13 protein-coding genes are annotated in these 13,220 nt (G+C 65.1%); 4 read left to right on the plus strand and 9 right to left on the minus strand.

Annotated elements, in window-relative coordinates; translation table 11 throughout:
* From GJ629_RS00770 to GJ629_RS00790, 5 genes are read right to left on the minus strand one after another with little or no spacing between them, the layout of a single operon-like run.
* Complete coding sequence (locus tag GJ629_RS00770) at positions 1–1,098, minus strand: glycosyltransferase (protein WP_157511309.1); 1,098 nt, start codon at positions 1,096–1,098, stop codon at positions 1–3.
* Positions 1,095–2,336: a sulfatase gene (locus GJ629_RS00775; RefSeq protein WP_197428353.1), complete on the minus strand. Its 1,242-nt coding sequence runs from the start codon at positions 2,334–2,336 to the stop codon at positions 1,095–1,097. Before GJ629_RS00775 ends, GJ629_RS00770 begins: the two co-directional genes overlap by 4 nt.
* Positions 2,333–3,619: a sulfatase gene (locus GJ629_RS00780; RefSeq protein WP_197428354.1), complete on the minus strand. Its 1,287-nt coding sequence runs from the start codon at positions 3,617–3,619 to the stop codon at positions 2,333–2,335. Before GJ629_RS00780 ends, GJ629_RS00775 begins: the two co-directional genes overlap by 4 nt.
* Positions 3,620–3,642: 23 nt before the next feature.
* Positions 3,643–4,890 (minus strand): glycosyltransferase family 4 protein, encoded by a 1,248-nt coding sequence (locus GJ629_RS00785; protein ID WP_157511312.1) that lies wholly within the window; start codon positions 4,888–4,890, stop codon positions 3,643–3,645.
* 52 nt (positions 4,891–4,942) lie between these two features.
* On the minus strand, positions 4,943–5,173 hold the full coding sequence (locus GJ629_RS00790; protein WP_157511313.1) for a hypothetical protein: 231 nt from the start codon (positions 5,171–5,173) through the stop codon (positions 4,943–4,945).
* Between the two features lie 278 nt (positions 5,174–5,451).
* Here GJ629_RS00790 and GJ629_RS00795 point away from each other — a divergent pair, with 278 nt between their 5' ends.
* The 4 genes from GJ629_RS00795 to GJ629_RS00810 all read left to right on the plus strand — a co-directional run bounded on the left by GJ629_RS00795 (position 5,452) and on the right by GJ629_RS00810 (position 9,446).
* Positions 5,452–6,603, plus strand: coding sequence for a glycosyltransferase family 4 protein (locus tag GJ629_RS00795; protein ID WP_157511314.1), 1,152 nt, complete (start codon positions 5,452–5,454; stop codon positions 6,601–6,603).
* Positions 6,604–6,688: 85 nt separating this feature from the next.
* The gene (locus tag GJ629_RS00800; protein WP_157511315.1) at positions 6,689–7,240 is read left to right on the plus strand and encodes a metal-dependent hydrolase; all 552 of its coding nucleotides are present in this window, start codon (positions 6,689–6,691) and stop codon (positions 7,238–7,240) included.
* 30 nt (positions 7,241–7,270) lie between these two features.
* Entirely contained in the window at positions 7,271–9,148 is a 1,878-nt protein-coding gene (locus GJ629_RS00805) for an asparagine synthase-related protein (protein ID WP_157511316.1), read from the plus strand.
* 154 nt (positions 9,149–9,302) lie between these two features.
* On the plus strand, positions 9,303–9,446 hold the full coding sequence (locus GJ629_RS00810) for a lasso RiPP family leader peptide-containing protein (RefSeq protein WP_157511317.1): 144 nt from the start codon (positions 9,303–9,305) through the stop codon (positions 9,444–9,446).
* Positions 9,447–9,528: 82 nt separating this feature from the next.
* Here the strand turns inward: GJ629_RS00810 and GJ629_RS00815 are convergent, their stop codons facing one another.
* Genes GJ629_RS00815 through GJ629_RS00830 form a run of 4 tightly spaced genes read right to left on the minus strand, consistent with a single transcriptional unit; the run spans position 9,529 to position 13,041 of the window.
* Positions 9,529–10,479: a hypothetical protein gene (locus GJ629_RS00815; protein WP_157511318.1), complete on the minus strand. Its 951-nt coding sequence runs from the start codon at positions 10,477–10,479 to the stop codon at positions 9,529–9,531.
* Positions 10,476–12,302: an ABC transporter ATP-binding protein gene (locus tag GJ629_RS00820; protein WP_157511319.1), complete on the minus strand. Its 1,827-nt coding sequence runs from the start codon at positions 12,300–12,302 to the stop codon at positions 10,476–10,478. Before GJ629_RS00820 ends, GJ629_RS00815 begins: the two co-directional genes overlap by 4 nt.
* Positions 12,299–12,745, minus strand: a complete 447-nt coding sequence (locus GJ629_RS00825; RefSeq protein WP_157511320.1) for a lasso peptide biosynthesis B2 protein — start codon at positions 12,743–12,745, stop codon at positions 12,299–12,301. The genes GJ629_RS00820 and GJ629_RS00825 overlap by 4 nt, the downstream gene beginning before the upstream one ends.
* The gene (locus tag GJ629_RS00830) at positions 12,745–13,041 is read right to left on the minus strand and encodes a PqqD family protein (protein ID WP_157511321.1); all 297 of its coding nucleotides are present in this window, start codon (positions 13,039–13,041) and stop codon (positions 12,745–12,747) included. Before GJ629_RS00830 ends, GJ629_RS00825 begins: the two co-directional genes overlap by 1 nt.
* Positions 13,042–13,220: the final 179 nt, after the last annotated feature.

Here is a 13,220-nt window from a genome sequence, read left to right on the forward strand (position 1 = left end):
TCAGTACAATGCCCTCAGGTCGGCGACGCGGCTCTCCCAGGACAGCTGTTCGGCCTCGGTACTCGCCGCCGCCGCCATCGACGCCCGTCGGTCGTCGTCCCGTAGCAAGCACTGGACGGCGTTCGGGAACGATTTGTCGTCGTCGACGACGACCGCCGCGCCGCTCTCCTGGAGTTCCTCGGCGACGGCGGGCCCAGTAGAGAGGACCATCGCCGAACCCAGCGCGGCGTAGTAGTAGATCTTGACCGGCGAGGACGCACGCTGGAGGTCCGACTGATGCTGTGGGTTGATAGCGACTGCCGCGCTCGCGACCAGTTCGAACGCCTCCTCGTCCGGAAGCCGTCCGGTGACACGGAGGGTCTGATCGTCGGCCGCCACCTCGGCCAGTCGCTCCCTGTTCGCGCCGTCACCGACGACGACCACCTCCTCGACTTCGGGTAGGTCGGCGATGCCGACGATGGCCTCGACGTCCAGTTTCGGATGGAGCGTCCCGAGAAACGCGACGCGGCCGGGAACGGTATCGACGTCGGCGTAGGGGTCGACCTTCTCGCTGAAGTAACCGTTTGGGACGACCGTAATCTCCGTCGCCGCGACGTCGAAGGCGTCGGCGACGAGACGGCGCATGTTCTCGGAGACGACGACGACGTCGTCGGCCGACTGGACCGCACGCGATTCGATGGTCCGGATCACTCGCTGGACGGCTTTCCCGAACGGCAGACCACCGTACAGTGGTGATTCGAACGCCAAGTCGTGCATATCGAGGACGTATCCCTCCGCGCCGGCCAGTTCGCCGATGCCGCCGAGCGTCGAGTGTTCGAACTGGAGTCGCGCGTCGAGCCTGTCGGCTATCTGTCGCGCCCGCCAGGTGATCGCTGCCGCCCGCACTGGCTGGTCGGCTACACTCGTGTTGGGCACGTCGACGGGGTAGACTTCGACATCGGCTAGACGGTCCGGCAGTTCGTCCTCCGGTGTCGGGACGACGAGGACCACAGTCCGGCCGTCTCCTGCGAGTCCGGCCGCGAACGCTGTCACCCGGTTGGTACCGCCGCTCGGTTGACTCACGTCGCCCCCGTGGGCGATGACTACCGACTCGCTCATATCTGCTCGGCCCCCGTGACGCCGTCGATACACGTAGCGAGTGCCGACCGCTCGTCGACGTCCGTCAGAAACCGCCCGGCAGTTCGCACGCTCTCGCCCGGTGGCGACTCCCCGACGGGCGTCCAGTGTCCGTCCTCGTCGGTGGTGAACTGGACCGGGCCGGACGGCGTGCCGACCGCGACCGCGGTCCCGTCACGGGTGTACGCGACAGGCGGTTCGGTCGGACTCGTCGCGTCGTCTTCCCCGTTCGCGATGCCCGTCAGAATACCCGGCAGTTCACGCAACGACGTCGGTTCCGCGATGGTGTCCGACTCCAGCCCTTCGACGACGAACGGCACGTGAACGTTCTCGGCGTGGAGGTACGGCTCGTGACCGTACGTCCCGTGCTCGCCGAAGGCCTCGCCGTGGTCGCCGTGCACTGCCACGACGGGGTCGTCCTCGGACAAGTCTCGCCGAAGCCGTCCGAGGAAGGCGTCCGAGTACCGGATCGAGTCGTCGTAGGCCCGGACGAGCCGCTCCTCCATCGTCTCCGAGAACGGCGTCTCGTGGCTCTGTCGCCAGAACTCGACGTTCGCCCGGAACTCCCTGAGCTTCGACTGGGTCCGGTACTCCGCACTCGACATATAGGGGTTGTGGGCGTCCATCAGGAACACCCACAAGAAGTACGGCTCCTCTGCCTGCCGAGTCCACTCGATCACCTCGTCGTAGTAGGACTCCCACGGCTTGAACACCTCCTCGCCCTGCCAGAAGTTCAGAAACACGCGAGCGAGCGAGGACACCGAACTCTCCTCGAGAAACCCTTGGAAGACCGACTTGTACAGCCGTCCGCGGTTCTGCTCGTCCATGAAGTCCTGGAAGTGGTCGAACCCACCGTCGAACCCGAAGTGCCGGGACGTGAACGGGTTGGGGGTAAACGCCGCCGTCTCGTATCCGCGGTCCTGCATCCGCTCGGGCAGGGTCGTCCGGGCTTCCATATGGGCACTGATGCGCTCGCGACGCCGTTCGAGCTCCGTCCCGTCGCCGCCGCGGTCGACGGGCCACTCGCCGGTGAAGACGACCGGCATCGACTCCGGCGTGGCAGGCCCGGGCGATATCGCCGCCTCGTAGTCGACGCCCGCCTCGGCCATCGCGTCTAGCGTCGGCGTCGTCGCCTGCTCGTAGCCGTAGTGTCCGCAGTGGTCGGCCCTGAGACTGTCTATCGTCACGAGCACGACGTTCGGTCGGTCGCTGTCGCTCACAGTCTCCCCCCCTCTAGTACGTCGTCGCTCGCGGCGTCGATGGCACGCCGCTCGCGTTCCGCGTCCACGTGGGACTGACGGGCGTCGGCGAAGGCGCTCGCCGCGTCGTCGTTCCGCCAGTAGCGGTTCTCCTGCTCGTCGCCGCCGACCGACAGGTCGTACAGTTCCTGTGTCGTCGGATCCTCGATGTACTTCGCCGAGGCGGTGCGGATGGCGACCCGTCGGTCGCCTTCCGCGAACACCTTCGACGTGGCCCACGGCCGGGCATCCCCGTCTTCGAGGAGACCGGGTACCGGGAACGGATCGCGGGCATCGCCGAACGACGCGAGGGTCGGGGCGAGTTGCCGCAGTTCGACGGGGCGCTCTACCCGGTCGTCTCGCCCGGCGTTCCACAGGACCAGCGGGACGTGCGTCAGGTCCTCGTAGAGGAACGGCTGGTGGCCGAAGCGGCCGTGCTTGCCGAACTCCTCGCCGTGGTCCGCGTGGACGGCGATCACCGGGTCGTCGTCGCCGAGGTCGGACCGCAACCGGGAGAGGAACTCGTCGCCGTACCGGGTCGCGTCGTCGTAGAGGTCGATCAGCCGCTGTCGTTCCGCCGGGGCGAACTCCGGCGTCCACCCGTTGTTGAACATCTCGAAGTACTGCCTGAACGCGCGGTACTTGTCCCCCCGAGAGCTCCACTGCTGGTAGTCGGTCGGCGGCATCCACGGGTGGTGTGGCTCAAGCAGCAACACCCACAGGAAGTACGGCTCCTCTGCCTGTTCCCGCCAGGCGAGTATGTCCTCGTAGAAGTCCTCCCACGGACGCAGAATCTCGTTTTTCGTGAGGACGTTCCGCGCGAGACGGAGGTACGTCGACGCGCCGCCGCCCTCCATAGAGTCCCGGAATACGCGGTTCCAGGCCCGTTCGATCAGTCCGTCGTCCTCGTCGAGGTAGTCCTCGAACCAGTCGAAGCCCTCGTCGAACCCGAAGTAACTGGACGCCGGCGGGTTCGGCGAGAGCGCACCCGTATCGTAGCCGGCGTCCGAGAGCACTTCCGCGATAGTCGGGTTCGTGGTCACCTGTTCGCGTTGCTCGGTGTTGAATCCGATCTCCGGGCTGGCGAGGGAGTGTCGCCCCGTCATAACGCTCGTCATAGACGCGATGGTCGGAACGCCCGACGCGACTGCGTTCTCGAAGACGACCCCCGAATCGGCCATCTCGTCGAGCGTCGGCGTCGTCTCCCGGTCGTAGCCCATAAACCCACAGTGGTCGGCTCTGAGGCTGTCGTAGGTTACGAGCACGACGTTTCGTTGCGCTGATCCCGTCACGGTGCCACCTCGTCGTATATACTCGTGAACTCCTCGGCCACGGACGGCCAAGAGTACTCGTTCGCTCGCGTCCGGACGGCACTGTCGGGGCTGTCGACGCCAGTGAGCGCATCGTCGATGGCGTCCGCCAGTCCGGCGACGTCGCCGGGGTCGGCGAGCGTCCCTGTCCGTCCGCTCTCGATGATGTCCGGGAGTGCGCCGACGCGGGTCCCGACGACCGGTGTCCCGGCGGCCATCGCCTCGATAGCGGTCATCCCGAACCCCTCCTCAAGCGACGGGACGACGAACAGGTCGGCGGCGTGGTACAGCGCCGGGAGGTCCGCCGCCGGGACGAACCCCGGCATCGACACCGCCGATCCGAGCGCGGCCTCCTCGACGAGTGACTCGACCGTCTCGACGTATCCGGTGTCCAGTTCCGGTTCGCCGGCCAGGATCACTTCCACGTCCCGACCGTAGTCGTTGACGACGGTGTCGAGCGCTCTGACGAACTCGGTGACGCCCTTCCGTGGCATCAGCGTCCCGACGAACAGCAGCGTCGGTTTCTCACCGAGGTCGTACGTCGACCGTACCCGTTCGAGCGCCGCCGGGTCGACGTCGCCGAACCGCTCCGTGTCGACACCGTTGGGGACCGTCCGTACCGATTCCGCCGGGACGCCACGGTCGACGAGGACGTCCGCGATCGCGGAGTTGAGTACGGTTGTCCGCGACGCCCGCTTGGCCAGATACACGTCCGGGGAGAACGCCTTGACTATCGACGGCACGTCGGGGCCCTCCCCGCCGTCGCCCCGTTGGTCCCCTTCGAGGATGTCGAGTCTGAGCTCTCCTAGGTGGGCCGTGAACACCATCCGGTCACGGAACCCCGGCGCGACCGAGACGACGACGTTCGCCGCGAACGGGAGGTGGACGTGCAGGACGTCGACGTCCATATATTCCAGCAGGCTCAGCGCCCGTCGGGCGAAGTTGATCCTGTCGCCGACGAGTCGCGTGAACTGTAGCGGGTCGGTCGCCACCTCGTAGGGGACCCGCGTCCAGGGTTCGTCCGCCCCGGTCCGCAGATTCAGGCGGACGAACTCGACGCCCTCGTGCTCGGCCGTCGGTGGGAGTTCGTCCCACTGTCGTTCGACGACGGTCACCCGGTGACCCTTCCGGACGGTCTCACGGGCGATGTTCCACACGACACCCGGGACGGAACCACGACCGGCGTGGACCTTCTCGTGACCGTCGTAGAGGTGTACTACGTGCATATGCCAGCCCCGTTCTCAGCGTCGGTGGCTGTACCCCCCAGTACACCCATCCTCATTCGTTCAGGTAGCCCAGCGATTTGAGTCGGTCCTCGACCTCTTGTTCGTCGACACCTTCGAACTCCTCGTCGTCTGTCTCCTGTTCCACTCGATAGAGAACTTCCTCCATAACGTAGGTGATGTACTCCTCCGGTTCGTCCCATTCCGTCCGCGGGAGCCGGTCTTCCACCCGTGCTATCACGTGCTCGGGCAGACGGACCGAGCGTGATTGTCCCTCAGCGGCCATACTAATTAGACTGGTAAGTAGAGCGATGTATATTTCTTTCCAAAAGGGTAGAATCTACGTCGATTATCGTCCCCTAGCGACCGGTTTTCGGCCCGAAAACCCATCTTTCCGGGGTCTTCGCACTTCCCGACGGCTCTCGAACAGGTGCAACGCTGTTTTCACACAGTGTGAACGACACCACTCACCGTGTGAACGATACCGAGTACCGAACCGGGATTGTGGCTCTCGACAGGGGTGGACCGTAAAGTAGTCCCCAGTGGTGACTGTAGACGGTCACGATGGATATCGCGTTCGTGTCGAACGTCGTCTATCCGTACGTCACGGGGGGTGCCGAAAAGCGGATCCACGAGATAGGCTCCCGCCTCGCGGCCGACGGCCACGACGTGACGGTCTACGGCCGCCACTTCTGGGACGGGCCGGAACTGATCGAGGACGACGGAATGGTCCTCCGGGCAGTCGCGCCGGGCACGGACCTGTACGTCGACGACCGGCGGTCGATATCCGAGGCAATCGACTTCGGGGTTCGGCTGGCGTATCCACTGGCCAGACAGCTCCGGGACGGTGACCACGATGTCGTCGTCGCGAGCGTCTTCCCGTACTTTCCGGTTCTCTCGGCTGCTCTCGCCCGCGTCGGCACCGGAACGCCGCTCGTCACGACGTGGCACGAGGTGTGGCGTGACCACTGGGACGACTATCTCGACACCCTCGCACCCTGCGGGAAACTCGTCGAGCGTCTCACAGCGGCCGTCCCACAACATCCGGTCGCGGTGTCCGGGGTGACCGCCGACCGGTTGTCGACACTCGGCCCGGACAGATCGACAGTCGATGTCGTACCGAACGGCATCGATATGGGGGCGATTCGGTCGGCACCCCTCCCCGTCGACCGGGGAGAAACGGCCTACGATGTCCTGTTCGCGGGACGCCACATCCCCGAGAAGAACGTCAACACGCTGCTGGCCGCCTTTGACAGGGTCGCCGGTCAGTACGACGTGACCCTCGGAATAATCGGTGAGGGGCCCCGCACGGACACGTTGCGGACCCGGGCCGAAGCACTCGACAACGCAGACGCAGTTTCGTTTCTGGGCTTTCTCGACGAGTACGAGGCAGTGCTCGGGCATATGCGCTCGGCGACGGTGTTCGCGTCACCGTCGACACGCGAGGGGTTCGGTATCGCCTACGCGGAGGCGATGGCTGCGGACTGTACAGTTATCGCCGCGGACCACCCCGAGTCTGCCGCCGGGGAACTCGTCGGCGACGCGGGGTTCGTCGTGGACCCGTCCGTCGATGCCGTCACGGCTGCGCTCGAGCGAGCACTCGACGGCGAACGGCCGCCGACGGAACCGACGGCCCGGGCCAGCGAGTACGACTGGGACACCATCGCGCACGATGCCCTCTCGACGTACGAACGCGCCGTGAACGGCGAGTGGTGAATACTGGTTCCGACACACCGAACCCGAAATTTCTGCGTCGCACGCGTATTTTAATTTGTCCGTCCCCGAACAGTCGCACACCTCGATGCACTCGCTTGCACATATCCTCTGGGGCACCTGCAAACACCTCTCTGCCGGCTACCTCGTCTTCTCGGTGCTCAGACGCATCAGCGGGGATCCGCCGACGGCCACGGCGACTGCGGCAGTGCTGTTCGGGAGTCTCGCGCCCGACCTGCTGGACAAGCCGCTGGTCGCTCTCGGCGTTCTCTCGTACGGACGCAGTATGTTTCACTCCCTGCTCGCGATGGGAGCAGTTGTCGGTCTCGTCGCGGTGGTGGGCCGGACACGGGGACGCACAGCAGTTCTCTACCCGTTCGCGCTCGGGTACGGATCGCACCTCGCCGTCGACTACGCCGACGAAGTACTCGGTGCATACTGGGGAGCCGACACGGCGTTTCTCCTCTGGCCGGTGCTGGTGGACTATCCGCTCCCGGTGGCAGTCCCGCTTTTGCCGGTCGACGACGGCACGCTCTTCGGAGCGGGTATGCTGGTGGCGCTGGCCCTCTGGGTGTCGGACGGACTCGTCGGCCTGACCGACGCGGTCCGCTATCTCCGGAACCGCTATGATATCGGGTGATCGATCCACTGCCGTAGACGACGATCAGTTATGAGTGGGATCGTGGCGCTGTTCGACCGCGAGGGAGCGGGGCTGGACTCCGCCGTCTTCGCGGCGATGCACGACCGTCTGGATCACCGTGGAGCGGACGGCAGCGACCAGTGGACCGACGATCGTATCGCTATCGGCCATCAGCATCTTGATATCACCCCGCAAGCGGCGTACGATGATCAGCCCTGCGTGACGGACGAACTAGTCGTCGCCGGTGATGTCCGAATCGACAACCGGCCGGAACTGTTCGACGCACTCCCGGCCCTCAACGACAGCGCCCGTACGCCGGACAGTCAAGTCGTCACTGCGGCTTACCGCGAGTGGGGGACTGACTGTGTCGACCATCTCGTCGGCGCGTACGCGTTCGTCGTGTGGGATCGGACCGAGAGGACGTTGTTCTGTGCCCGCGACCCTCTCGGCGTTCGGCCTCTGTATTACTATCAGTCGCCGGGTCTCGTCGCCGTCGCGTCCGAAAAGAAAGCACTGCTGGCTCTACCGTCCGTCCCGCAGACCGTCGACGACCGCCGTGTCGGGAGCTTTCTGGTCGACAGCTACGAGAACCGCTCGCGTTCGTTCTTCGAGGCGATACGCCGTCTCCCGCCGGCACACACGATGACTGTCGAGGAGGGCAGCGTCGACCGCCGCCGGTACTGGGACCTCGACCCGAACAGGACCGTCTCCCTCGCCTCGGATGCGGCGTACGAACGCCGGTTCCGAGCACTGTTCGAACGGGCGGTGAGCAGCCGGCTCCGGGCCGACGAGCCCGTCGGCGCTGATCTCAGTGGCGGCATCGACTCCTCGTCGATCACGGTGATGGCCCGTGACTGCCTCGAGGACAGCCAGCCCTTGCACACGTTTTCGCATCTCTTCGACGATGCGCCGTCGAGTGACGAGCGGGAGTTCATCGAGGCCGTCACCGATATCGACGGCATCGAACCCCACTACCTCCATCACGGGGACGCCGGGATATTCGGGGACGAGGACCGACTCCGGACGGTGTTCGACCAACCCCCGCACAACACGATGCACTTCGCCGAGTGTGCCCGCGCCCGGCGGGCCCGCGAGGAGGGTGTCGGCGTCGTGTTGAGCGGTGCTCTCGGCGATAGCACTATCGGGTACGGACTCGGCCTCCTCCCGGAGTTACTCTGGACTGGCCGTTGGCGACACCTCTACGGCGAACTGCAGGCGATGGGGGAGGTTCTCGACGCCTCCCCGAACTACCTGTTCGTCCAGTATGTCCTCTCGGAACTGGTGCCGCCACGGCTGTCGCGGTGGCGGCGACGATTCGACGGCGATCCGATCGGACCGATGGCTGCGAACCCCACGCTGTCGCCGTCGTTCGTCGACCGTATCGCTCTGGCTGACCGCTATACGGATCCCGACGCACGGGGTGCGACGTTCACGCCACGGTCCCGACGCCGCCAGCGACGGTCGATAATAACCGGCAAAAACGCCGTGAACTTCGAGGCACTCGACCTGACGTTCGCCGGGACTGGTGTCACACCTCGATACCCGTTCGCGGACACGCGACTGATCGAGTTCTCGCTGGCGATACCTCCCACCCAGCAGTTACGCGACGGGTGGACTCGGTCCATCGGTCGCCGGGCGCTGTCCGATCTCCTCCCCGAGGAGGTACAGCGGCGGCCGTGGAAGACGTTCCAGAGCGAGGCGTTCTGGAACGCGCTGGCCCGGTCCGACGACTGTCTAGATTCCTTGGCCGCCGACCTAGGGTCGGTCGGTCGATACCTCGACGCCGACGCCGTCGGGGCGGCCTACGAGCGATTTCGGGAGACACCGAGCCCCCGGGACGCCCGTGCGCTGTGGCGGGCGCTGTCGCTCTCCGTCTGGCTAGAAACGACCGGGCGTAACCGCCCGTGATCGACCGTTCCCGTGGGGCACGAAGTGTGAGCAAAAGTGACCGAACCGGGCGTCATCACCGGATACCGCCGTCACTTCGACGGATTCCTGCCGCGAATATTCGGTTGAGTGACTACTTTTTTGTACCTAGCCCAACTTCTATTCAGTGGCAACTATGCCATCCAAAACGTACGACACGCCGGAAGTAACCGAGTACGGGTCCGTCGAGACGCTCACTCTCGAGGACAAGATCGGGAGCGCGACCGACGTCTACTCCGAGGGGACCCCACTCGACGGATCGATCGTTCCCGATTCCTGACAGCGGTGGGGAATACACCGGTGGGGACGGAAACGAGGGCTGGTTGCGGTCGGCTTCGGTCGCCGACCGCCGCCGGCACGGTTTATGATCGTTGATCCCCCTCGAAGCGGCTGCTGTCGACGACAGCAGCGACGAGCGACGGGAGGACGTCGTGGTCGCTCGGACGCTGGAGGACGCCGAACGACGTTCGCTCGACGACGGCCGCACACTGTCTGAAGTGGTCGCCGGAGGCGTCGGTGTCCGAGAGCATTCCCTGCGTGTACGTTTGATCGACCAACTGGAACAGCCGCTCTTTCTCCGGGAGGTCCTCGATAACGAGACGTTCCCCCTGCCGGAGGACGTAGCAGCCCCCTATTGGAACAGGATCCGGCTGTTCATCGAACACGAGATACCGTTTGTCGGAGCCGCCGTCGTCCTCGCACTGGTGGGTCCTCTCGATACCGAGCGCCTCGACGGCGTCGGGTCTGAGACGCATCTCCGGGACGCCCGGGTCGACCACGGGCGTCTCGTCCTCGAACCGGATGCTGACGATATCGTCCTCGAGGATCGGATACCCGCGGGTACGGAAGGCGGCCGCTGTCGTCGACTTCCCGACGCCCCGCGGACCGAGAAACACCACGGCTTCCCCGTCGACCACGACGGCGCTGGCGTGTAAAACGAGGCGGCCACGCTGGTGGAGCACGACCCCCAGCATCTCGTTTTCGAACAGTCGCCGGACCAGCTTCGTCCCGACGACGTCCGTCGATACCGGGTCGAAGACGATACGATCCCCACCCGTTACCAGAAAGGAGCCGATGGTGTCGTAACTGAGCCGAACGTGCCCGGGCGTCGCCTGTACACGACGGATCCCGTGGCTCTCGACGGACTCGGGCACCGGTTCGACTGTCCCGCGTTCGATGACGACGTCCGCTTCGCCGGCGTCTCCCGCGATCGGAAGTTCCGGGAGTTCGAACGCCGACTGCACTGTCAGTCCGTAGGTTCGGTAGGTCTGTGAGCAGGTACGGCCGTCAGTCGAGTCGATGGGAGTCGTCATCGGTTGTGGGGTCGAGATTCTATCTGTGGGGCATACAGCGACGCGTACTCCCCGTCGCCGGCGATCAGTTCGTCGTGCGTCCCGGACTCGACGACCACGCCGCCCTCGATGGTGTAGATGCGGTCGGCGTCGCGGACTGTCGACAGCCAGTGGCCGACGACGACAGTGACGAACTCGGTGTCCATCGACTCGATACCGTCGACGATGGCTGCTTCGGTCGGCGAGTCGAGTTCGCTCGTCGCCTCGTCGAGCAACAACACGTCGGCGTCGCTCACGAGTGCGCGAGCGATGGCGACCCGCTGGCGCTGTCCGCCCGACAACCGCACCGCATCGTCCCCGAGGTCACTGTCCAGCCCGTCGGGGAGTTCATCGAGGAACGCCGAGACCTGACTGATCCGGCAGGCGCGTTCTATCTCCTCGTCGGTCGCGTCGGGTGAACCGACGGCGACGTTGTCGCGCAACGTCTCGTTGAACACGAAGGGGTGCTGGGGGACGACAGCGACTCGCTCCTGCCACGAATCGACGTCGAACCTCCCTATATCGTGCCCGTCGGCCCGTATCGTCCCGCTGTCGGGCGTGTACAGTCGTGCCAGCAGCGAGACGATGGTCGACTTTCCGGCTCCGGAGGGGCCGACCAGTGCGACCGTCTCGCCGCGCTCGGCCTCGATATCGACGTCCCTGATGTCGGTCCCGTCACCGTCGTCGTACCGGAAGGTGACTCCGGAGGCGCTGATGGAAGTGACTGGCGTCGGGACCGGGTCGCCGCCGTCGGTTTCGGCGTTGTCGGCCAACCGCTCCAACAGCGATTGTGTGCGGACGATGTGCGGGAGCGCCCCGTCGATCGTGTAGAGGCTGTCGTTGAGCGAACTGATCTGTGGCGACAGCCGGAACATCGCGAACAGCAGGACGCCCAGCGAGGCGAACGACAGCGACAGGTAGGCGACCGCGATGTACACCAGCACGAACAACGCCAAGACGTTCAGAAACTGGTTGAGGTTGTTGAGCGCGGCGCGGTTCCGGGTGAGCGCGACTCTGGTCTCGACGAGCGTCCCGTGTGCGTCCCGGTACTCACCGTTCAGCCTGTCGCCGACGTTGAACAGTTTGATGTCGTGGATCCCTCGTATCGCCGCGTTGACGAGGCCCTGAATACGTTCGTTGGCTTCCGAGACCTGATCCCCGATCCCGTAACTCGGTCGCACGACGTAGCGAGTGAACACCACGACGGTCCCGAGGACACCGACGGCCACAGCCGTCGCGAACGGTGCGATCAACAGCGCGACGGTGACGTAGATCAACGCGAAAAAGCACGTCTGTACCACGTTGAGGAGGCGACTGATCAGCCCCGAGGCCTGTGCCGCCTCGGTGACGATGGTGTTGGTCATCACGTCGCCGTCCTGATCGTCGAGGTACGACACCTCCGCCGACAGCAAGCGGTCGAAACACTGCGTTCGGAGGTGCGCTAGATACTGTGTGCGGAGGATCACTCCCAGCCAACTGGTACAGAACGAGAGCGCGTAGCGGACCGCCATAACGGCGGCCAGACCCAAAAGGAGCGTCTCGAGCGTGAACGGGACACCGACGAGCGAGTACACGACCAGAAAGTAGCTAGTCACGCCCGAGGCCTGCGCGGTGATGTTCTCGCCGGCTTGAGCCGTCTCGATGATCGGGACAAGCAGACCAAGGCCGATACCCTCGAAGATAGCGGTCAGGAGATTCAACGCGACGATCCCTGCCGCGAACAGCGGTCTGAACCCGGCGACCAGACGGATCCCGTGGAGTTTCTCGCGAAGCGTCGGTTCCGACACGTCGTCACTCGCCGTCATCTGTCGGCCACGGTGTCTAACGGCGGCAGGGGTTCGTACTGGTCGAGGTCGTCTAGGTAGCCGAGGACGACGTCACCGTCGGCCTCGATCCAGCTATGTGCTCGGACCCCTTCCCCACGCTCTTTTCGGACACCGATACGATGTTCGGTGTCGTACCCGTAGGCCGTAAACAGCGTCTCCGCCGCCAGCGACCGGACGAGACAGGTGCGCTCGCCCGGAACGTGACGGTCAGCCGTATCGACAGCCCACGCTATTTGTGCCGCCGGGGGCCGGGCCGAGAGCACCCGACGTGCCGAGGTGCCAGTGCGAACGAGTACTGACCTGGACCGGTCGAACGATATCGCGAACACTCCCACCCACGCGACCAGCAGTGCTGTCGAGGCGAGGAGGAGGCGGGCCTGCTGGCCACGCGAACACGACCTGAAGGCACTGAGCTTCCCCATCACTCACCCTGTTCGTCGACGACTTCGGCGAGTCCGTTCTCGAGCAACTCCGAGAGCAACGACTCGACGTCCCCACGACACTCCGCTCGGCTAACGTCGTACTCGTCGCTGATCCGGTCGGCGATGGTGCTAACCGACGACGGCGACTGGATGCACTCCCAGATGTCCGTCCCAACCTCGTTGAACCCGAAGTACGTCCCCGACCCGGTGTGGAGGACCACCGACTCGCCGTCGAGCGTCGTTGACAACGCCTGCTCGTCGGCGACCACCCTATCTGTGTCGCTGAGCCCCTGCATTTGTCGTTCCATCACTCTAGACGAGAATATAAGTGCTGATGTTCACGCAGCAATTCGTGTCGCTCGTGAACGGCACCGCCGATTCAGTCGGGACGTTCACGATGAACGAACGAAACGTTCCACAGCGTGAGCAGCGTGTCGTGTGGACTCCGGAGGGCGGACGCCGTCCCGACGATTGA

Source organism: Halapricum sp. CBA1109, assembly GCF_009741825.1.
Lineage (GTDB): Archaea > Halobacteriota > Halobacteria > Halobacteriales > Haloarculaceae > Halapricum.

Excerpts from the sequence above, each read along its gene's own strand:
- GJ629_RS00770 (WP_157511309.1), bottom strand. The coding sequence starts at position 1,098 with ATGAGCGAGTCGGTAGTCATCGCCCACGGGGGCGACGTGAGTCAACCG.
- GJ629_RS00785 (WP_157511312.1), bottom strand. The coding sequence starts at position 4,890 with ATGCACGTAGTACACCTCTACGACGGTCACGAGAAGGTCCACGCCGGT.
- GJ629_RS00790 (WP_157511313.1), bottom strand. The coding sequence starts at position 5,173 with ATGGCCGCTGAGGGACAATCACGCTCGGTCCGTCTGCCCGAGCACGTG.
- GJ629_RS00795 (WP_157511314.1), top strand. The coding sequence starts at position 5,452 with ATGGATATCGCGTTCGTGTCGAACGTCGTCTATCCGTACGTCACGGGG.
- GJ629_RS00800 (WP_157511315.1), top strand. The coding sequence starts at position 6,689 with ATGCACTCGCTTGCACATATCCTCTGGGGCACCTGCAAACACCTCTCT.
- GJ629_RS00805 (WP_157511316.1), top strand. The coding sequence starts at position 7,271 with ATGAGTGGGATCGTGGCGCTGTTCGACCGCGAGGGAGCGGGGCTGGAC.
- GJ629_RS00810 (WP_157511317.1), top strand. The coding sequence starts at position 9,303 with ATGCCATCCAAAACGTACGACACGCCGGAAGTAACCGAGTACGGGTCC.
- GJ629_RS00815 (WP_157511318.1), bottom strand. The coding sequence starts at position 10,479 with ATGACGACTCCCATCGACTCGACTGACGGCCGTACCTGCTCACAGACC.
- GJ629_RS00820 (WP_157511319.1), bottom strand. The coding sequence starts at position 12,302 with ATGACGGCGAGTGACGACGTGTCGGAACCGACGCTTCGCGAGAAACTC.
- GJ629_RS00825 (WP_157511320.1), bottom strand. The coding sequence starts at position 12,745 with ATGGGGAAGCTCAGTGCCTTCAGGTCGTGTTCGCGTGGCCAGCAGGCC.
- GJ629_RS00830 (WP_157511321.1), bottom strand. The coding sequence starts at position 13,041 with ATGCAGGGGCTCAGCGACACAGATAGGGTGGTCGCCGACGAGCAGGCG.